The sequence below is a fragment of the Streptomyces sp. DH12 genome (assembly GCF_020873895.1).
Lineage (GTDB): Bacteria > Actinomycetota > Actinomycetes > Streptomycetales > Streptomycetaceae > Streptomyces.
This window is the reverse complement of the sequence record NZ_JAHWGT010000012.1, coordinates 169,684-190,197: the sequence shown is the minus strand read 5'-3', so window position 1 is coordinate 190,197 and position 20,514 is coordinate 169,684. Positions and strand designations below refer to the sequence as shown.

Genomic DNA, 20,514 nt, shown 5'->3' with positions numbered 1-20,514 from the left:
CGGGAACTAGCACCAGGGGAGGGGGCCCCTCCCCTGGTGCTAGTTCCCGTGCCGTCGGTGCGCGGGGCGGTTCGTGCGCGCGGCCACGACGCGGTGCGGCGCGTCGCCTGCGCGGCGGCGAGAGAACTGCGGCGTACCGGCACCGTCGCGCGGGCGGTACCCGCGCTGCGGCACCGGCGCGCCGTCGCCGACCAGGCGGGGCTCGACGCCCGGCAGCGCCTCGCCAACCTCACCGGAGCCCTGGAGGTGGCGCCCGGCGCCACCCGGCTCCTCGTGGGCGCCCGGGTGATCCTGGTCGACGACCTGATGACCACGGGCGCGTCGCTGGCCGAGGCGGCGAGGGCGTTGCGCGCGGCGGGTATCGGTGCCGCTCCCGGAACCGAAGCTGAAGCCGGCGCACAAGCCGGGGTCGGCGCCAGCGCCACGACCGGAGCCGGGACCGGTTCCGGCGCCATGACCGGGGCCGGAACCGGTTCCAGGGCCGGGGCCGGTTCCAGGGCCGCGGCCGGGGCCGAAGGCCTGGGCGCCGGCGCCGGGCTCGGGTGCGTGGGCACGGGCACCGCTGCGGGGGCGCCCTTCCGGGGCGGGACGATTCCCGGTCCCTCGCTGCGCCCGCTGGACCCTTTGGACCCGGTGAGCCCGGGGGCCCCGCCGGGCCCTGTGGGATCAGCGGTCTGCGGACGCGCCGGCACGGCCTGCGTCGGCTCCTCGTCCTGCCACGCGGCCGGCGGGCCGGGCGCTGGCGCTCCTCCCGTGCCGGGTGCGCCCGAGGCGGTCCGCTCCGGCGGGGTCACGGGCCACGGCAGGCCTCCGGAGGGCGGCGAGGTCGCGGGGGCCGGTGGCGCCGGTGAGGGCTGCGGGGTTCGTGTCCCGGGGTGTCGGTGGGGCGCCCCGGGGGTACCCGGGTGGGGCCCGAGCGCGTCACCCGTCGCGATGCGAACAGGGCGGGCGGTTACGGCATCCGGTAGGGAATTGCGCCGATCGGAGGTGGGCGGAGTGGCCGGTCGTACGGAAGTGACGGACCATGCCGCAGTCGCGAATCGGCGCGTCGAAGCGGCGCCGCGGGTCAGCGCCGCTGTCATTGCTGCTTCTCCACAATCGTTCGAAACAAACCGGAACTGACAAGGAAGTTGCAACGTTGCAGGTAGTGAGGGCGTGTAAAACGTCTGAACGAAGGTTTGTGCTGGTAGCGGGTGCCGACATCCGCCCGGGCGAGCTATGTTCGGTGGTACAGGAATGGCGAATGCCGCCCTTCACCGAATGCGCAGCCCTGCGTCCGAACTGAATCCGGAGCCGGTCGGCACATCGACGTTTGCGGGGTGGGGATCTTGTCGATTGGGGAGGAGGACGTCTAAGTCGCCAAGTCCGAGGCCCCGGCGCTCACCGGGGTCTGGTGCAAAAGGGAGATGCTCACCAGCGGATGCGCTGGTCGGAGCGATCCGGGAACGGAGTTCTGCGTGGACATCGTCGTCAAGGGCCGCAAGACCGAGGTGCCCGAGCGGTTCCGCAAGCACGTGGCCGAGAAGCTGAAGCTGGAGAAGATCCAGAAGCTCGACGGCAAGGTGATCAGCCTCGACGTCGAGGTGTCCAAGGAACACAACCCGCGGCAGGCCGACAGGTGTGACCGCGTGGAGATCACCCTTCACTCCCGAGGCCCGGTGATCCGGGCGGAGGCAGCCGCGGCCGACCCGTACGCAGCGCTCGACCTCGCGACCGCCAAGCTCGAGGCGCGGTTGCGCAAGCAGCACGACAAGCGTCACACCCGCCGCGGTGCCGGCCGTATCACGGCCGCCGAGGTGGCCGACGTGGTGCCGGGCGTCGCCCGGCTGAACGGGGCGGGAGTCGCCGTCCTGGACGAGGAGCAGGAGACGGTCCCCACGACCAGGATCGGGTCGCTGGAGGTGCAGGGCGAGGGCCCGCTCATCGTGCGTGAGAAGACGCACCGGGCGGCCCCCATGTCGCTCGACCAGGCGCTGTACGAGATGGAGCTCGTCGGGCACGACTTCTACCTGTTCGTCGACGCGGAGACCAAGCAGCCCAGCGTCGTCTACCGGCGCCACGCCTACGACTACGGCGTCATCCATCTGGAGAACGACCCGCTGGCCGGGACCGAGGGCGGCGGTGCGGGCGGAGCGCTCGGCGGCTGACGGGCCACGACGTGTCGCGGTGCCCCCGGAGAGCGCCCCCTGCGCCCCCGGGGGCACCCCCGTGCCACCCAAGGATCACCGCGCGGGTGCCGGGGCATGGAATCATGGCGGCGCGTGGCCAACCCGTCCCTTGCGGAGCGGGGTTGGTGCGACGACCGTGAACTTCAGGGCCCCGGCCTGCAGGGGGAGGAACGATGGCGGACAGCTTCGGCCCGGTGCATCATCCGGGCGGCTCCGGCGCCCCGGACCGGGGGGACGCCGCGCACGGCGATCCCGGTGACAGGGGGAGCGGTGCGCCCCGCAAGGAGCCCATCAGGGTTCTCGTGGTGGACGACCACGCGCTCTTCCGCCGCGGACTGGAGATCGTCCTCGCGCACGAGGAGGACATCCAGGTCGTGGGGGAGGCCGGTGACGGCGCGGAGGCCGTCGACAAGGCGGCCGACCTGCTGCCCGACATCGTCCTGATGGACGTCCGCATGCCGAAGCGGGGCGGAATCGAGGCGTGCACCTCCATCAAGGAGGTCGCCCCCAGCGCGAAGATCATCATGTTGACGATCAGCGACGAGGAGGCCGACCTCTACGACGCGATCAAGGCGGGCGCCACGGGATACCTGCTCAAGGAGATCTCCACCGACGAGGTGGCGACGGCGATCCGGGCGGTCGCCGACGGGCAGTCGCAGATCAGCCCCTCCATGGCGTCGAAGCTGCTCACCGAGTTCAAGTCGATGATCCAGCGCACCGACGACCGGCGGCTCGTGCCGGCGCCGCGGCTCACCGACCGCGAGCTGGAGGTGCTCAAGCTCGTCGCCACGGGGATGAACAACCGCGACATCGCCAAGGAGCTGTTCATCTCCGAGAACACCGTGAAGAACCACGTGCGCAACATCCTGGAGAAGCTCCAGCTGCACTCCCGGATGGAAGCCGTGGTGTACGCGATGCGGGAGAAGATCCTCGAGATCCGTTGAGCGGCGCACCACGTGCCCCGGCGGCCCCGCGCCGGCGGTCCGGCGCCCGGCGGAAGCCGGACGGCCGCTGCCCGCCGGGGCGCGCGCCGGGACGGTGGGGGCTCAGGCTTCGAGGGCAGCCGCCAGCGCCGGGGTGAGGTCCGGGCGGTCGGACCGCTCCACCCGTACCGCGTCGCAGCCCACCCACTCCGCGGCTTCGCGCAGCGCCCGTGCCATCGGCGCCACCGCCTTGGGGCCGGAGAGCGACAGCTGCCGGGCCACCAGGGTGCTGCCCTCGCGGGCCGGGTCGACGCGGCCCAGGAGCCTGCCGCCCGCCAGCAGGGGCATCGCGAAGTAGCCGTGGACGCGCTTGGGCTTCGGCACGTACGCCTCCAGCCGGTGCGTGAAGCCGAAGATCCGCTCCGTGCGGGCCCGCTCCCAGACCAGCGAGTCGAACGGCGACAGCAGCGTCGTGCGGTGCCGTCCGCGCGGCTCGCTCGCCAGTGCCCGCGGGTCCGCCCACGCCGGCTTGTCCCAACCCTCGACGCGCACCGGTACGAGCCCCGAGTCCGCGACGACCGCGTCGAACTCCTCGCCCCGGATGCGGTGGTAGTCGGCGATGTCGGCGCGGGTGCCCACGCCGAGGGCCCGCCCGGCGAGCAGCACCAGGCGCCGCAGGCACTCGTGGTCGTCCAGCTCGTCGTGGAGGAGGTCCTTCGGGACGGCGCGCTCCGCCAGGTCGTACACGCGCTTCCAGCCGCGCCGCTCGGTGCAGACGACCTCGCCGTACATCAGGGCCCGCTCGACGGCGACCTTGGAGGCGGACCAGTCCCACCACTCGCCGCCGTTCTTCGCGCCGCCCAGCTCCGTCGCCGTCAGCGGCCCCTCCGCGCGCAGCTGGGCGATGACCGCCTCGTAGGCGCCGTCGGGGAGGTCGTGGGACCACTGCGGGCGGCGGCGGTAGGCGCGGCGGCGGAACGCGAAGTGCGGCCACTCCTCGATGGGCAGGATGCACGCGGCGTGCGACCAGTACTCGAAGGCGTGCCGGTCGGTCCAGTACGCGGCGTCGACGGTGGTGCGGCCCACGGCGCCGAGGCGGGCGTACGGGACGAGCTCGTGGGAACGGGCCAGGACGGAGATGGTGTCCAACTGGACGGCGCCCAGGTGCCGTAGGACGCCGCGCACTCCGGCGCGCCGGTCAGGGGCGCCGAGGAACCCCTGGGCGCGCAGCGCGATACGGCGGGCTTCGTCGGCGGAGAGCTCTGTCGTGGGACGCGGCGTCATCGTCGTCATGACCGCACGATAGAACTCCGCACTGACACCCCTGGCGGGCGCCCCTGGTGGACGCCGCGGCGGTCGGCGGTTACGCCCCGGGGCCGGCCCGGCGGAAGGCGCCGGAGGGGCGGGCAGGCGGCACCGGAGCGGCTGACGCGCGGGTCGGTGGCGGCCGAGACCGGCGGAGGGGCGGAGGGGCGGCGGAGAGCCGCGGAAGCCGGCAGGGGGCCGTCGGAGGACGGCACAGGACGGCGCCCAGGACGGCTGAGGGCGGCTGAGGGCGGCAGAGGGTCGGGGAGGCGGCAGTGCGCGGCCAGGGGCGGCACGTCGGTGCCTGATGGGCGGCCCGCTCCCGTGCGGCGGGCGCGGCCGTGGACGTCAGGAGGCGGCGGGCTCCGCGGGCTCGGCGGGAGCGGGAGCGGCGGGAGTAGCCGGAGCAGCCGGAGCAGCGGGAGTGGTGGGAGCGGCGGAGGGTGGCAGGTGCGGTACGGGGGCCGGGAGGCCGAGGTCGGAGGGGAGGAGGGAGGCGACCCAGCAGTCGCGGCGGGTGCCGCGGTGGTCGAGGCCGGCGCGCAGGACGCCCTCCACCGTGAACCCGGCCTTCTCGGCGACGAGGCGGGACGCGGTGTTGCCGACCTCGGCGCGCCACTCCAGGCGGGAGCAGCCGAGGGCGGTGAACGCCCAGTGGGCCAGGGTCAGGGTGGCCTCGGTGGCGTAGCCGCTGCCGCGGTGCCCGGCGACCGTGTAGAAGCCGACCTCCCAGGTGCCGGCGCGCGGGTGGTGGAGGCTGGCGGAGGTGACGAGCGGGGCGTCGTCGCGGTCCCGGGGGCGGACGGCGAAGGTGTACTCGGTGTCGTCGCGCCATGCCTGGGGGACGTACCGGCCGACGAAGTCCTCCGCCTCGGCGGGGCCGTACGGGTCGGGGAGCGGTATCCAGCGGCGGATCGCCGGGTCCTGGACGGCGGCGCGGACCTCCTCGGCGTCGGAGGGGGTGAACGTGCTCAGCACCAGGCGTTCGGAGAGGAGGGTGACGGGTTCCATGACGGGATTCTCGTGCGTCGCGGTCACCGGGAACGAACACTTTTCGTGAGAGGCGGCACCTTCGGCGCGTCCCGCGCGTTCTCCTTGAGGGCGGCGCCGGCCCCGGCAATCGTTCCTCGAAAGGTGTGGACCTCCCGACGCGGCGGGGTCCTCGCTTACGATGACCGTTGCGGTGGGGTCCACCTGCCGTGCCCGTGCCAGTGTCCATGACAAGACCCAGTGCCAGGCCCGACCGGCAAGGAGACCAGCCTCAGTGTCCGTCTTCAACAAGCTCATGCGTGCAGGCGAAGGCAAGATCCTGCGCAAACTGCACCGCATCGCGGACCAGGTCAACTCCATCGAAGAGGACTTCGTCAACCTCTCCGACGCCGAGTTGCGCGCCCTCACCGACGAGTACAAGCAGCGGTACCAGGACGGTGAGAGCCTCGACGACCTGCTCCCGGAGGCCTTCGCGACCGTGCGCGAGGCGGCCAAGCGCGTCCTCGGCCAGCGCCACTACGACGTGCAGATGATGGGCGGTGCCGCCCTGCACCTGGGGTACGTGGCGGAGATGAAGACCGGTGAGGGCAAGACCCTCGTCGGCACGCTCCCGGCGTACCTGAACGCGCTGTCCGGCAAGGGCGTGCACCTGATCACGGTCAACGACTACCTCGCGGAGCGCGACTCCGAGATGATGGGCCGGGTCCACCAGTTCCTGGGCCTGACGGTCGGCTGCATCCTGGCGAACATGTCGCCGACGCAGCGCCGTGAGATGTACAACTGCGACATCACCTACGGCACGAACAACGAGTTCGGTTTCGACTACCTGCGCGACAACATGGCGTGGTCGAAGGACGAGCTGGTGCAGCGCGGCCACAACTACGCCTGTGTGGACGAGGTCGACTCCATCCTCGTCGACGAGGCCCGCACGCCGCTGATCATCTCCGGCCCCGCCGACCAGGCGACCAAGTGGTACGGCGACTTCGCGAAGCTCGTGCAGCGCCTGAAGCGCGGCGAGCCGGGCAACGCGCTGAAGGGCATCGAGGAGACCGGCGACTACGAGGTCGACGAGAAGAAGCGCACCGTCGGCATCCACGAGTCGGGCGTCGCCAAGGTCGAGGACTGGCTGGGCATCGACAACCTCTACGAGTCGGTGAACACCCCGCTCGTCGGCTACCTGAACAACGCCATCAAGGCGAAGGAACTGTTCAAGAAGGACAAGGACTACGTCGTCATCGACGGCGAGGTCATGATCGTCGACGAGCACACGGGCCGTATCCTCGCCGGCCGCCGGTACAACGAGGGCATGCACCAGGCGATCGAGGCGAAGGAAGGCGTCCCGATCAAGGACGAGAACCAGACGCTCGCCACGATCACGCTGCAGAACTTCTTCCGCCTCTACGACAAGCTGTCCGGCATGACCGGTACGGCGATGACCGAGGCCGCCGAGTTCCACCAGATCTACAAGCTGGGCGTCGTGCCGATCCCGACGAACCGGCCGATGGTCCGCAAGGACCAGTCCGACCTGATCTACCGCACCGAGGTCGCCAAGTTCGCGGCGGTCGTCGACGACATCGCGGAGAAGCACGCGAAGGGCCAGCCGATCCTCGTCGGCACGACGTCGGTCGAGAAGTCCGAGTACCTGTCGCAGCAGCTGTCGAAGCGGGGCGTCCCGCACGAGGTGCTGAACGCGAAGAACCACGAGCGTGAGGCGTCGATCGTCGCGCAGGCGGGCCGCAAGGGCGCCGTCACCGTCGCGACGAACATGGCCGGCCGCGGTACGGACATCAAGCTCGGCGGCAACCCCGACGACCTCGCCGAGGCGGAGCTGCGCCAGCGCGGCCTGGACCCGGTGGAGCACGCCGAGGAGTGGGTCGCGGCCCTGCCCGCGGCGCTGGAGAAGGCGGAGCTGGCCGTCAAGGCCGAGTCCGAGGAGGTCAAGGACCTCGGCGGCCTGTACGTGCTGGGCACCGAGCGCCACGAGTCGCGCCGCATCGACAACCAGCTGCGCGGCCGCTCCGGCCGTCAGGGCGACCCGGGCGAGTCCCGCTTCTACCTGTCGCTGGGCGACGACCTGATGCGGCTGTTCAAGGCGCAGATGGTCGAGCGCGTCATGGCGATGGCGAACGTGCCGGACGACGTGCCGATCGAGAACAAGATGGTCACGCGGGCCATCGCGTCGGCCCAGTCGCAGGTCGAGCAGCAGAACTTCGAGACCCGCAAGAACGTCCTCAAGTACGACGAGGTCCTCAACCGGCAGCGCGAGGTCATCTACGGCGAGCGCCGCCGCGTCCTGGAGGGCGAGGACCTGCACGACCAGATCCGCCACTTCATGGACGACACCATCGACGCCTACATCCAGGCGGAGACGGTCGAGGGGTTCGCCGAGGAGTGGGACCTGGAGCGGCTGTGGGGCGCGTTCAAGCAGCTCTACCCGTGCAAGGTCACCATCGAGGAGCTCGAGGACGCCGCGGGCGACCGCGCCGGCATCACGGCGGAGTTCATCGCGGAGTCCGTCAAGGACGACATCCACGAGCAGTACGAGGCGCGTGAGAAGCAGCTCGGCTCGGAGATCATGCGTGAGCTGGAGCGGCGGGTCGTCCTGTCGGTCCTGGACCGCAAGTGGCGCGAGCACCTCTACGAGATGGACTACCTCCAGGAGGGCATCGGCCTGCGCGCCATGGCGCAGAAGGACCCCCTGGTCGAGTACCAGCGCGAGGGCTTCGACATGTTCACCGCCATGATGGACGGCATCAAGGAGGAGTCCGTCGGCTACCTGTTCAACCTGGAGGTCCAGGTCGAGCAGCAGGTCGAGGAGGTCCCGGTGGAGGCGGCCCAGCGCCCGTCGCTGGAGAAGGAGGAGGCCGTCCCCGCGGGCGCCGGTCGCCCCGAGATCCGCGCCAAGGGCCTGGACGCCCCGCAGCGCCCGAACCGGCTGCACTTCTCCGCGCCGACCGTCGACGGTGAGGGCGGCGTCGTCGAGGGTGACTTCGACAACGGCGGGGCCCCCGCCGAGGCCGACGGCATGACGCGCGCCGAGCGCCGGAAGGCCCAGAAGGGCGGCCGGCGCCGCAAGAAGTAGCCGCCGGCCGCTCCCACGGCCACGGTCCACGTCGTGAGGCGGGGTCGGTACGCGCTCCCGGGCGCGTGCCGGCCCCGCCTTCCGCATGTCAGGCGGGGCCCAGTTCGACGGCCGCGCAGCGCCAGCGGCGGTCGGTGCCCAGCTCCAGACGGAACGCCATGGCCCGGACCCGGCCGCCCGCCGACACACTGGCGTACGCCTCCACCACGCCGGGGCCCAGCGGCGAGCCCGCGCAGTGCCGCAGCACCGGACGCGCCCGGCGGCCGGGGGAGGGGCCGGCGGCGCCGGTGGGGCGCAGCGGGTTCGCGGGGGCGAGGTGGATCAGCTGCTCGTACGCCTCGCCGATCGTCTGCCCCAGCATCCAGTGGACGGGCCGCTCCCCGGTGAGGACGGCCAGCAGACGCTCCGCGAACAGCACGTGCGGCGGCAGCGCGCGCGGACGGCCCTCACCCGGCCGGCCGGCCCCGCCGGGGCGCACGCCCCCACCGGGCCGCGCGCCGCCGCCGGGACGTCGGGCATCGCCCGGGCGCCGGGTGTCGCCCGGGCGACGGGCGTCCCGCCGGCCGCCCGGCCCGCCCGCCGCACGGGCCGGGCGCCCCACCGCGCCCGCCTCCCGCGCCCGGGGAACCCGGGGCGGCTCCGCGGCCCCGGCGCCGCCGAACCCCCCCGAGCCCTGCGGGCCGCTCCCGGCGGGACGGACGGGTGCCGGTCCCGACCCGGGTGCGGACGTGGGGACGCAGACGGGTGCGGAGACGGGTGCGGGGGTGCTGGTCATCGGCGTGGCCTTTCCGTCGACCGGACTACCCGGAGGTAGTACCGATAGGTAACTTCGCGGTGGGCCACTTCTACGGGGGCCGCCGACCCCGTCGCAACGCGCCCCGGCACCCCTCCCGACCTCGGGTGACGTTCACCTATCCGGGTGATGCGGGCCCCGGCGCGCCCGGCCGGACGCATGTCGCGTGAGGCGCCGAGTGGACCGCGGGAGAGGGGGGCACCGGCCCCCGAAGGGGGACCGGCGCACGTATCCTGAGGGCGTCTTCCGACTACGAAAGCGGCCTGTCATGCGCGTGTACGTTCCCTCGACCCTCCCCGGTCTCGCGCAGGCGCACCGCACGGGCACCCTCGGCAGCGGCCCCCTGACCGCCTACGCCGTCACGCCCGGGCTGCGCGAGTGGTACGTCTCCGACGACATCGAGGAGCTGGAGTACGCGGCCCTCAGCCGCGCCGCCGCAGCCTCGCTGCGCCTCCTGGCCGCCGACCCGGCCGCCGCGCGCCGCCGGGTCGTCGTCGCCGTCGACGTCCCCGACGGGGCCGCGACCGCCGACCCCGACGGCGGGCTCGACCCGGGCGCGGTCGGCGAGGTGCGCGTCACCGGGCCGGTACCGCTCGCCAAGGCCGCCGCGGTGCACGCCGACTCCGACGAGGCCGAGGCGGACGTCACCGCCGCCGCGGCCGCGCTCGGCGCGGCCGACATGGGCGACGACGACGCGCAGTTCACCGTGGACGGTGCGGAGGACCACGAGCTGCTCTGGTACGGCGTGCAGGAGGTCCCGCACCTCATCGCCTGACGGCGCGCGGAGCACACGGGGCATGACCCGCCGCGGGGGAGGGCATCACCCGTGTCCGGGGCCGCCCCGAGAGGCTCGGCCCCGCCGCCGCGAAGAGGCGGGACGTCAGGCACGGCACAGGCACGGAACGCGGGCCCGTACGGCACGCGACACGGCACAGGGCCGGCACGCGGCACAGGCACAGCACGGGCACGGCACAGGCAAGGGCACGGGCACGGCGCGGGCCCGCGGGAACGCGCGGCAGGGACGCAGGGCGGCATGGGGGAGAGCATGGGCAGGCGCGGGACGCATCTCGTCTGGGACTGGAACGGCACGCTGCTCGACGACATCTCCGCCGTCATCGAGGCGACGAACGCCGCGTTCGAGGAGCTCGGCATCGCGCCGATCACGCTGGAGCGCTACCGCGAGCTGTACTGCGTCCCCATCCCCGTCTTCTACCAGCGGCTGCTCGGACGGCTGCCGGACGAGGCCGAGTGGGAGGTCATGGACGGGACGTTCCACCGGCACTACTGGGCCCGCGCCGAAGCGTGCGGGCTGACCGACGGCGCGGCGGAGCTGCTCGCCGCCGGGAGCGGACTGGGCCGGACGCAGTCGCTGCTGTCGCTGGCCCCGCACGAGCGGCTGCTCCCGCTGGTGCGGCGGCACGGCATCGAGGAGTGGTTCGTCCGTGTCGACGGCCGGACGGACCGCTCGACGGCGGGCAAGGCCGCGCACATGGTGCGCCACCTGCGGGCCCTCGACGGCGTCCCGCCGGAGCGGATCGTGGTCATCGGCGACGCCGCGGACGACGCGCTCGCCGCGGCGCACGTGGGGGCGCGGGCCGTCCTGTACACGGGCGGCTCGCACAGCAGGGCCAGCCTGGAGTCGGTGGGCGTGCCGGTCGTGGACAGCCTCGCGGAGGCCGTGGCCGTCGCGGAGGACCTGGTCGCCTGACCCCCGCCGGTGCCCCCGGCCGGTGACCCCCGCCGCGCCCGGGCCGCCCGGCCGCCCGGCACCGGCCCGCCGCCCCTCCCGCCCCGCCGCCCCGCCCGGCCCGGGGCGTCGGCTCGCCGGACCGCCGGACCGGCCCCGACCCACGCCTAGGACCCCCGTACCGCAGCCCCGCGCGGCGGCCGGGAGGGCCTTCGCCTCGCGGGCGGCGCGTGAGCGTGGTCCGGCGTCTCCTGTCGCTGTCCGAAGTGTCAAATTCGGCCACGGTCTTTTGTACTCCACCGGCCCATGACGACCGGGGGGTGAGGAGCGATAGCCTGGACCCGTGATCAGCGCCATACGCCCTGGGGGCAGCGGAGCCCCCGGCCGGCGCCCGGTGTGCCACCGTGCCCGGGCGGACGCTGATCCTTCCTGCCCGGTTCCCCCGCCGCACCCGGCGTGCTCGCCGAGAATGGCCGAGATGGGACCGGGTCTTTCACATCCAGGTATGACGACCCCTCCGAGCGGATACCCCGCGTGGGGGCGTAGTGGTGCCACTCCCTTCCCCTACGTCACGCAACGGCGCGCGACAGGAGCCAGAGGACATGCAGACCAAGCTGGACGAAGCCAAGGCCGAGCTGCTCGAACGGGCCGCCCGGGTAGCTGAGAACGAGACCGGCGACCGGCCCGACCCGCAGACCGTGCTCGAGTACCTCCAGCGCTACTACCTGCACACCGCTCCCGAGGACCTCACGGACCGTGACCCGGTCGACGTGTTCGGCGCGGCGCTCTCCCACTACCGACTGGCCGAGAACCGCCCCCAGGGCACGGCCAGGGTGCGGGTCCACACGCCCACCGTCGAGGAGAACGGCTGGACGTGCAGCCACTCCGTCGTCGAGGTGGTCACGGACGACATGCCGTTCCTCGTCGACTCCGTGACCAACGAGCTGTCCCGGCAGAGCCGCGGCATCCACCTCGTGGTGCACCCGCAGGTCGTCGTCCGCCGTGACGTGACCGGAAAGCTCATCGAGGTGCTGTCCTCCGGTCCGGGCTCGGTCATCGGCGACCGGGACCGGCCGCACGACGCGCTCGTCGAGTCCTGGATCCACGTCGAGATCGACCGCGAGACCGACCGCGAGGACCTCCAGCAGATCACCGCCGACCTGCTGCGCGTCCTGTCCGACGTCCGCGAGGCCGTCGAGGACTGGGAGAAGATGCGCGAGACGGCGCTGCGCCTCGCCGCCGGCCTCGAGGACGAGCCCGTCGCCGACGACCTGCGCCCCAGCGAGGTGGAGGAGGCGCGCGAGCTGCTGCGGTGGCTCGCCGACGACCACTTCACCTTCCTGGGCTACCGCGAGTACACCCTCGTCGACGGCGACGCCCTCGCGGCCGTCCCCGGCACCGGCCTCGGCGTCCTGCGCTCCGACCCGCACCACGGCGGTGACGACGACGCGCACGGCCACCCCGTCTCGCCGTCGTTCAACCGGCTGCCCGCCGACGCCCGTGCCAAGGCCCGTGAGCACAAGCTGCTCATCCTCACCAAGGCCAACAGCCGCGCCACCGTCCACCGGCCGTCCTACCTGGACTACATCGGCGTGAAGAAGTTCGACGCCGCCGGCAACGTCGTCGGCGAGCGGCGCTTCCTCGGCCTGTTCTCCTCCGCCGCGTACACCGAGTCCGTGCGGCGCGTCCCCGTCGTTCGCCGCAAGGTGGCCGAGCTGCTGGACGCCGCCGGGTTCTCGCCCGCCAGCCACGACGGGCGGGACCTGCTGCAGATCCTGGAGACCTACCCGCGCGACGAGCTGTTCCAGACGCCCGTCGACCAGCTGCTGACCATCGTCACCAGCGTCCTGTACCTCCAGGAGCGCCGCCGGCTGCGCCTGTTCCTGCGCCAGGACGAGTACGGCCGCTACTACTCCGCCCTCGTCTACCTGCCGCGCGACCGGTTCAACACCACGGTCCGCGAGCGGCTCACGGACATCCTGAAGGAGGAGCTGGGCGGCACCAGCGTCGACTTCACCGCCTGGAACACCGAGTCGGTCCTCTCCCGCCTCCACTTCGTCGTGCGCGTCCCGCAGGGCTCCACCCTCACGCCGCTCACCGACGCCGACGCCGACCGCGTCGAGGCGCGCCTCGCGGAGGCCGCCCGCTCCTGGGCCGACGGCTTCGCCGAGGCCCTCAACGCCGAGTCCGGCGAGGAGCGCGCCTCCGACCTGCTGCGCCGCTACGGCAACGCCTTCACCGAGGGGTACAAGGCCGACCACTCGCCGCGGGCGGCCGTCGCCGACGTCCTGCAGCTGGAGCAGCTCGGCCACGGCGGCGAGGACTTCGCGCTCTCCCTGTACGAGCCGGTCGGCGCCGCCCCCGGCGAGCGCCGCTTCAAGATCTACAAGTCGGGTGCGCAGGTGTCGCTCTCGGCGGTGCTGCCGGTCCTCAACCGGCTCGGCGTGGAGGTCGTCGACGAGCGGCCCTACGAGCTGCGCTGCGCCGACCGCAGCCACGCCTGGATCTACGACTTCGGCCTGCGCATGCCCACCACGGGCAACGGCGCCGACTTCCGCGACGACGCCCACGAGCGGTTCCAGGAGGCGTTCGCCGCGACGTGGACCGGCCAGGCGGAGAACGACGGGTTCAACGCCCTGGTCCTGACCGCCGGTCTCTCCTGGCGGCAGGCGATGGTGCTGCGCGCCTACGCCAAGTACCTGCGGCAGGCCGGCTCGACGTTCAGCCAGGACTACATGGAGGACACCCTCCGCGACAACGTCCACACCACGCGGCTGCTCGTCTCCCTCTTCGAGGCGCGGATGGCGCCGGAGCGGCAGCGGGCCGGCACCGAGCTGACCGACGGGATCCTGGAGGAGCTCGACGGCGCGCTCGACCAGGTCGTCTCGCTCGACGACGACCGGATCCTGCGGTCGTTCCTCACCGTCATCAAGGCGACGCTGCGCACCAACTTCTTCCAGAAGGACGCCGACGGCCGGCCGCACGCCTACGTGTCGATGAAGTTCGACCCGCAGGCCATGCCCGACCTGCCGGCCCCGCGCCCCGCCTTCGAGATCTGGGTGTACTCGCCCCGCGTCGAGGGCGTCCACCTGCGCTTCGGCAAGGTCGCGCGCGGCGGTCTGCGCTGGTCCGACCGGCGCGAGGACTTCCGTACGGAGATCCTCGGCCTGGTCAAGGCGCAGATGGTGAAGAACACCGTGATCGTCCCCGTCGGCGCGAAGGGCGGCTTCGTCGCCAAGCAGCTGCCCGACCCGTCCGTCGACCGCGACGCGTGGCTCGCCGAGGGCGTCGCCGCCTACCGGACGTTCATCTCCGCGCTCCTGGACATCACCGACAACCTCGTCGCCGGCGAGGTCGTGCCGCCCGCCGACGTGGTCCGCCACGACGAGGACGACACCTACCTCGTCGTCGCCGCCGACAAGGGCACCGCGACCTTCTCCGACATCGCCAACGAGGTCGCCGTCGACTACGGCTTCTGGCTCGGCGACGCCTTCGCCTCCGGCGGCTCCGCGGGCTACGACCACAAGGGCATGGGCATCACCGCCCGCGGCGCGTGGGTCTCCGTCGAGCGGCACTTCCGGGAGCTCGGCCACGACACGCGGACGCAGGACTTCACGGTCGTCGGCGTCGGCGACATGTCCGGCGACGTCTTCGGCAACGGCATGCTGCTGTCCGAGCACATCAGGCTCGTCGCGGCCTTCGACCACCGGCACATCTTCGTCGACCCGAACCCCGACGCGGCCGTCTCCTACGCCGAGCGGCGCCGCCTGTTCGAGCTGCCCCGCAGCTCCTGGGCCGACTACGACACCGGGCTGCTCTCCCCGGGCGGTGGCGTCCACTCCCGGCAGGCCAAGTCCATCCCGGTCAACGCCCACATGCGGGCCGCCCTCGGCATCGAGGACGGCGTCACCAAGCTGACCCCCGCCGAGCTGATGAAGGCCATCCTCAAGGCCCCGGTGGACCTGCTGTGGAACGGCGGCATCGGCACGTACGTCAAGGCGACCACCGAGACGCACGCCGACGTCGGCGACAAGGCCAACGACGCGATCCGCGTCGACGGCGAGGAGCTGCGCGTCAAGGTCGTCGGCGAGGGCGGCAACCTCGGCCTGACCCAGCTCGGCCGGATCGAGTTCGCCCGCCGGGGCGGCCCCGCCGGCGACGGCGGCAGGATCAACACCGACGCCATCGACAACAGCGCCGGCGTGGACACCTCCGACCACGAGGTGAACATCAAGATCCTGCTGAACGGGCTCGTCTCCGACGGCGACATGACCGTCAAGCAGCGCAACCGGATCCTCGCCGAGATGACCGACGAGGTCGGCTCCCTGGTCCTGCGCAACAACTACGCGCAGAACGTCGCCCTCGCCCTCGCCGCCGGCCAGTCCGGCTCCCTGCTCCACGCCCACCAGCGGTTCCTGCGCCGGCTGGAGCGCGACGGGCGGCTCGACCGCGGCCTGGAGTTCCTCCCCACCGACCGGCAGATCCGCGAACTGCTGAACAGCGGCCGGGGCCTCAGCCAGCCCGAACTGGCCGTCCTCCTCGCCTACACCAAGATCACGGTGGCGGAGGAGCTGATCGCGACCGACCTGCCCGACGACCCGTACCTGCGCAGCCTGCTCCACGCGTACTTCCCCTCGAAGCTGCGCGAGGAGTTCCCCGAGCAGATCGACGCGCACGCCCTGCGCCGCGAGATCATCACCACGGTCATGGTCAACGACACGGTGAACACCGGCGGCTCGACCTACCTGCACCGGCTCCGCGAGGAGACCGGCGCGTCGATCGAGGAGATCGTCCGCGCGCACACCGCGGCCCGGACCATCTTCGGGCTCGGCGCCGTCTGGGACGCCGTCGAGGCCCTGGACAACCAGGTCCCGGCCGACGTGCAGAGCCGCATCCGGCTGCACTCCCGGCGCCTCGTCGAGCGCGGCACGCGGTGGCTGCTCAACAACCGGCCGCAGCCGCTCCAGCTCGCCGAGACGATCGACTTCTTCGGCGCCCGCGTGGAGCAGGTGTGGGGGGAGCTGCCGAAGCTGCTGCGCGGCGCCGACCTGGAGTGGTACGAGGGCCTGGTCGCCGAGCTGACCGCGGCGGGCGTCCCCGTGGAGCTGGCCGCGCGGGTCGCCGGGTTCTCCTCCGCCTTCCCGACGCTCGACATCGTCGCCATCGCGGACCGCACCGGCAAGGAGCCGCTGGCCGTCGCCGAGGTGTACTACGACCTCGCCGACCGGCTGCGGATCACGCAGCTGATGGACCGCATCATCGAGCTGCCCCGCGCCGACCGCTGGCAGTCCATGGCCCGCGCCGCCATCCGCGAGGACCTGTACGCGGCGCACGCGGCGCTCACCGCCGACGTGCTGTCCGCCGGGAACGGCGCGTCGGCGCCCGAGGAGCGGTTCGCCGCCTGGGAGCGGCGCAACGCCTCGCTCCTCGGCCGCGCCCGCACCACGCTGGAGGAGATCCAGAACTCCGACGCGTTCGACCTGGCCAACCTGTCGGTGGCCATGCGCACCATGCGGACGCTGCTGCGCACGCACACCTGACCGGCCCGCACACGCGCCACGGGGCGCCCACCGCGACACCGCGGCGGGCGCCCCGCGGCGTCGGGGCCGGAAGCGGAGGGGAGCGGAGGGGAGCGGAGGGGAGCGGAGGGGAGGGGAGGGGAGGGGCAGGCGCGGCTACGGCACGCGCAGCACGTCCGGCGCCGACTCGTCCCACAGCAGCCGGCACGACAGCAGCGCCGCCGCCACCAGCAGCCCGTTGCGCACCACGAGCACCGCGCAGCCCACCGGGGTGACCAGCAGGACGTCGACGTACAGCAGCGGGTAGGCGAGGGCGGTGAGCGCGGCGGCCGGCAGCAGGAGCACGGCGACGGGGCGCTGGGTCGTGGTGCGGAACGTCAGGCACACCGCCGCCAGGGCGAGCAGCCACACCAGGTACTGCGGGCTGATCACCCGGCTGGTGACCGTGAAGAGCAGCACCGCCATGAGCGCCGCGTCCGCCGGGGTCGACTCCGACCAGTGCAGCGACCGCACCCGCCACAGCACCAGCCACACCAGGACGGCGCCGGTCAGCACCAGCGACACGCCCGCCACCGCCGCGACGTACGGGCCGGTGAACTCGAACGCCCCGTACCGGTGGACCACGCGCCCCGGCCAGCCGGCGAGGTGCGCCAGCGACAGCAGGGAACCGCCGACCGACTCGACCTGCACGCCCCGGTCGCCCTGGTGGCGCAGGAAGCCCAGGGTGTGCGGGAACACGAGGGCCAGCAGGACCGCGCCGCCCGCGCCGGTGGCGAGCGCCGCCGTCCAGGAGCGGCGGGTCGCCGGGCCGGGGGCGGTGCCGGTGAGGGCGAGCAGCGGCCACCCCTTCACCAGGGCGCCGAGCCCCGCCAGGACGCCCGCGAGCCGGGTCCGGCCGGCGGGCGCGGCGAGGAGGGCGCCCACCGCGAGCACGGTGACCAGCAGGTCGTAGCGGGCGAGCGGCACGTGCAGGAGCAGCGGCAGGGCGCACGTCCAGTACCAGGCGCCGGCCCCGCCGGCCCAGTACAGGAGCAGCAGGACGGCCGCGTCCGCGAGCAGCGCCAGCAGGACGAACGCCTGGAAGTACGACAGGCCGGGCACCGCGCCGGGCGCCAGGAGGGCGAGCGCGGCGCCGGGCGGGTACTGCCACGCGGCCTCGTCCGCCGGGAGCACGCCGTGGGCGAGCCGCCCGTACCAGTGCTCGTACAGGACGTGGACCTCGCGGCCGACGCCGCCGATGCCGAGGGTGTCGTGCGCCAGCAGCCACAGCATCCCGGCACGGGTGAGGGCCCAGACGGCGACGAGGGGAACGGGACCCGGCCGGCGCTGCTCCCGGAAGCGGAGCTGGTGCCGGTGGGTACGCGGGGTGCTGAGCCGGTACGTGGTCATCCCCGCGAACATAAGTCAGGTTCGCCCGCTTCGTCCCGTTGTCGCGGGCAAGGGGGTGACGGCCGGGCGCCCGACACCCCCTACCGGGTGTGCCGTTCGTAGGCGGCGACGACCTCGTCGGAGGGGCCGTCCATGAGGATCCGCCCGGACTCCAGCCAGATCGCCCGGTCGCAGGTCTCGCGGATGGTCGCGTTGCTGTGGCTGACGAGGAAGACCGTGCCCGCCTCGGCGCGCAGCTCGTTGATGCGCTGCTGGCTGCGCTGCCGGAACGCCGCGTCGCCGGTGGCGAGCGCCTCGTCGACGAGGAGCACGTCGTGGGAGCGGGCGGCGGCGATGGAGAAGCGCAGCCGGGCGCCCATGCCGGAGGAGTAGGTGCGCATGGGCAGCGACACGAAGTCGCCCTTGTCGTTGATGCCGGAGAACTCGACGATCCGCTCGTAGCGCTCCTGGATCTCCGCGCGGGTCATGCCCATCGCCAGCCCGCCGAGGACGACGTTGCGCTCGCCGGTGAGGTCGCCCATGAGGGCGGCGTTGACCCCGAGGAGGCTGGGCTGGCCCTGGGTGTAGACGCTGCCCCGGCTCGGCGGCAGCAGGCCGGCGATGGCCTTGAGCAGGGTGGACTTGCCGGAGCCGTTGCTGCCGATCAGCCCGATGGCCTCGCCCTTGTACGCGGCGAAGCTGACGCCCTTGACGGCGTGCACGGTGCGCGCGGCCGGGCGGGCCTTCCCCCGGGCGAGGACCCGGCCGAGCAGCGACCCGCGGTCGCCGCCGCGCGCGGGCGCCGCGCCCTGCACGGTGTAGGTGACGTGGACGCCGTCGACGACGACGGTGGGGACGCGTTCAGCCACGGCCGTAGGTCTCCTCTGCCTGCCAGAACCAGACGAACCCGCCCGCGAAGGCGGCCAGGGCCCAGGCCGCGGCCGCGCCCCACGCGTGGGGCGGCAGCTGGGCGGCCGTGAAGCTGTCGACGAGCGCGAAGCGCATCAGGTCGATGTAGAGCGCCGCCGGGTTGTACTGGAGCGCGAGGACGAGCGCGTGCGGCAGGTCCCGGCCCGTGAGGACGTGGTCGAGGCTGAACATCACGCCCGACGCGTACATCCAGGTGCGCAGCACGAACGGCATGAGCTGCGCGACGTCCGGGGTGCGGGCGGCGACCCGGGCCAGGGCGAGCGACAGGCCGGTGTTGAACAGGGCCTGCAGGGCGAGGGCCGGCACGGCGAGCAGCCAGGGGGCGCCCGGGGCGATGCCGAAGGCCAGCAGGATGGCGACGAGCGCGGCGAGCGAGAACACCAGCTGCTGGAGCTGCTGGAGCGCGAGCGCCACGGGCAGGCTCGCGCGGGGGAAGTGCAGGGCGTGCACCAGGCCGAGGTTGCCGCTGATGGCACGGGTGCCGGCCATGAGCGAGTTGGCGGTGAACGTCCAGATGAAGACGCCCGTCACCAGGAACGGCACGAAGTCCGGGACCTGCGCGCGGGTGTTCATCAGGACGCCGAAGATGAAGTAGTACACGGCCGCGTTGAGCAGGGGCGTCATCACCTGCCACAGCTGGCCCAGCTTCGCCTGGCTGTACTGGGCGGTGAGGCGCGCCGTCGCGAAGGCGGTGACGAAGTGGCGCCGCGACCACAGCTGCGCCACGTAACGGGGGAGGGAGGGGCGGGCGCCGCTCACGGCCAGACCGTGGCGCAGGGCGAGGGCGCGCAGGTCCTCCTCGGGCAGCTGCCAGGTCGGCGGGGCGCCCGGGTCGGCGGGGGCGCCCGAGGTCGCGGGGCCGCCCGGGGCGGGCCCGGTGGGCGGCGGGGCCGCGGCGGGTGGCGCGATCGTGCTCACAGGACTCACCGGGCGCTCGCCTTTCGTCGGGACGGATCCGTATCGTCGCTACGGGGAGGTTAGGACGCTCGCACGTCGGAACGCAACCGTCCCGTCGTGACGCGGCCGCCGCGCTATGATCCCCGGCATGACGCCACCGCCCCCCGGAACCCCCCGCCGCGCCCCCGCGGGAGCCGCCGTGCTCCGGGAGGACGTGACCGAAGCGATCCGCGCGGCGGTCTTCGAGGAGCTCGCCGCCGTCGGCTTCGCCCGCATGTCCATCGAGGGCATCGCCCGCCGGGCCGGCGTCGGCAAGACGGCCGTCTACCGGCGCTGGAAGTCCAAGCTGTCGCTCGTGCTCGACCTGCTGACCGCCTTCGCCGTCCAGGGCCTGCCCGCCCCCGCGACCGGCTCCCTCCACGGGGACGTGCGCGCCCTGCTGGAGGTCGCCTCGCACGCCCTGCGCCACCCGGTCGCCTCGCAGGTCATCCCCGACCTGCTGGTGGAGGCCGCCCGCCACCCCGAGATCGCCGAGGCCGTCCGGGCCACGCTCCTCGACAGCCAGCGGGGCGTCGTCGCGCAGGTCGTCCGGGCGGCGGCCGACCGGGGCGAGCTGCCCGAGGGCGCCGACGCCGACCGGGCGCTCGACCTGATCGTCGGCCCCCTGTACTGGCGGCTCGTCGTGGTGCGCGACGGCGCCCCCACCGCCGCCTACCTCGACGACCTCGCCACCGCCGCCGTGGCCGGCCTCCGGGCTCTGGCCTGAACGCCACCCGCCGGCGTCGGGGTGCCGGCGGTTCACCCGGACGGAGGCGCCTGCGGTGACGTGACGCCGCCCGATCGGTTGGGTCT

Annotated in this window: 13 protein-coding genes; 7 read left to right on the top strand and 6 right to left on the bottom strand. The window is 73.3% G+C overall.

Annotated features, from left to right (window positions below):
• Positions 1–1,406: 1,406 nt before the first annotated feature.
• Together raiA and LPA54_RS13815 are read left to right on the top strand one after the other, a co-directional pair.
• Positions 1,407–2,147 (top strand): ribosome-associated translation inhibitor RaiA, encoded by a 741-nt coding sequence (gene raiA, locus LPA54_RS13820; RefSeq protein WP_228977277.1) that lies wholly within the window; start codon positions 1,407–1,409, stop codon positions 2,145–2,147.
• A 194-nt stretch (positions 2,148–2,341) separates the two neighbouring features.
• A complete protein-coding gene (locus LPA54_RS13815; RefSeq protein WP_228977276.1) occupies positions 2,342–3,112 on the top strand; it encodes a response regulator transcription factor in 771 nt (256 codons plus the stop codon).
• A gap of 102 nt (positions 3,113–3,214) precedes the next feature.
• On the opposite strand, the gene LPA54_RS13810 is transcribed toward LPA54_RS13815, so the two are convergent.
• On the bottom strand, positions 3,215–4,384 hold the full coding sequence (locus tag LPA54_RS13810) for a winged helix-turn-helix domain-containing protein (RefSeq protein ID WP_228977274.1): 1,170 nt from the start codon (positions 4,382–4,384) through the stop codon (positions 3,215–3,217).
• A 360-nt stretch (positions 4,385–4,744) separates the two neighbouring features.
• Positions 4,745–5,407 carry a GNAT family N-acetyltransferase gene (locus tag LPA54_RS13805; protein ID WP_228977272.1) on the bottom strand — a complete coding sequence of 221 codons (663 nt, stop codon included), beginning with the start codon at positions 5,405–5,407 and terminating at the stop codon, positions 4,745–4,747.
• A gap of 253 nt (positions 5,408–5,660) precedes the next feature.
• On the opposite strand from LPA54_RS13805, the gene secA reads away from it, so the two are divergent.
• Positions 5,661–8,468 carry a preprotein translocase subunit SecA gene (gene secA, locus LPA54_RS13800; protein WP_228977270.1) on the top strand — a complete coding sequence of 936 codons (2,808 nt, stop codon included), beginning with the start codon at positions 5,661–5,663 and terminating at the stop codon, positions 8,466–8,468.
• Between the two features lie 88 nt (positions 8,469–8,556).
• Here the strand turns inward: secA and LPA54_RS13795 are convergent, their stop codons facing one another.
• Entirely contained in the window at positions 8,557–8,946 is a 390-nt protein-coding gene (locus LPA54_RS13795; protein WP_228977269.1) for an Rv3235 family protein, read from the bottom strand.
• Positions 8,947–9,529: 583 nt separating this feature from the next.
• Here LPA54_RS13795 and LPA54_RS13790 point away from each other — a divergent pair.
• From LPA54_RS13790 to LPA54_RS13780, 3 genes are all read left to right on the top strand, one after another.
• Positions 9,530–10,036 carry a hypothetical protein gene (locus LPA54_RS13790; protein ID WP_228977267.1) on the top strand — a complete coding sequence of 169 codons (507 nt, stop codon included), beginning with the start codon at positions 9,530–9,532 and terminating at the stop codon, positions 10,034–10,036.
• A 270-nt stretch (positions 10,037–10,306) separates the two neighbouring features.
• Complete coding sequence (locus LPA54_RS13785; RefSeq protein ID WP_228977303.1) at positions 10,307–10,969, top strand: HAD family hydrolase; 663 nt, start codon at positions 10,307–10,309, stop codon at positions 10,967–10,969.
• 581 nt (positions 10,970–11,550) lie between these two features.
• Positions 11,551–16,488, top strand: coding sequence for an NAD-glutamate dehydrogenase (locus tag LPA54_RS13780; protein ID WP_228977265.1), 4,938 nt, complete (start codon positions 11,551–11,553; stop codon positions 16,486–16,488).
• Between the two features lie 135 nt (positions 16,489–16,623).
• Here LPA54_RS13780 and LPA54_RS13775 read toward each other — a convergent pair whose 3' ends face one another.
• From LPA54_RS13775 to LPA54_RS13765, 3 genes are all read right to left on the bottom strand, one after another.
• Positions 16,624–17,856, bottom strand: coding sequence for a glycosyltransferase 87 family protein (locus LPA54_RS13775; protein WP_228977263.1), 1,233 nt, complete (start codon positions 17,854–17,856; stop codon positions 16,624–16,626).
• 80 nt (positions 17,857–17,936) lie between these two features.
• Positions 17,937–18,704, bottom strand: coding sequence for an ABC transporter ATP-binding protein (locus tag LPA54_RS13770; RefSeq protein WP_228977261.1), 768 nt, complete (start codon positions 18,702–18,704; stop codon positions 17,937–17,939).
• Complete coding sequence (locus tag LPA54_RS13765) at positions 18,697–19,572, bottom strand: ABC transporter permease (RefSeq protein WP_228977301.1); 876 nt, start codon at positions 19,570–19,572, stop codon at positions 18,697–18,699. Before LPA54_RS13765 ends, LPA54_RS13770 begins: the two co-directional genes overlap by 8 nt.
• A 238-nt stretch (positions 19,573–19,810) precedes the next feature.
• Between LPA54_RS13765 and LPA54_RS13760 the strand changes: the two genes are divergently transcribed.
• Positions 19,811–20,428: a TetR/AcrR family transcriptional regulator gene (locus LPA54_RS13760; protein ID WP_228977259.1), complete on the top strand. Its 618-nt coding sequence runs from the start codon at positions 19,811–19,813 to the stop codon at positions 20,426–20,428.
• The last annotated feature ends 86 nt before the right edge of the window (positions 20,429–20,514 follow it).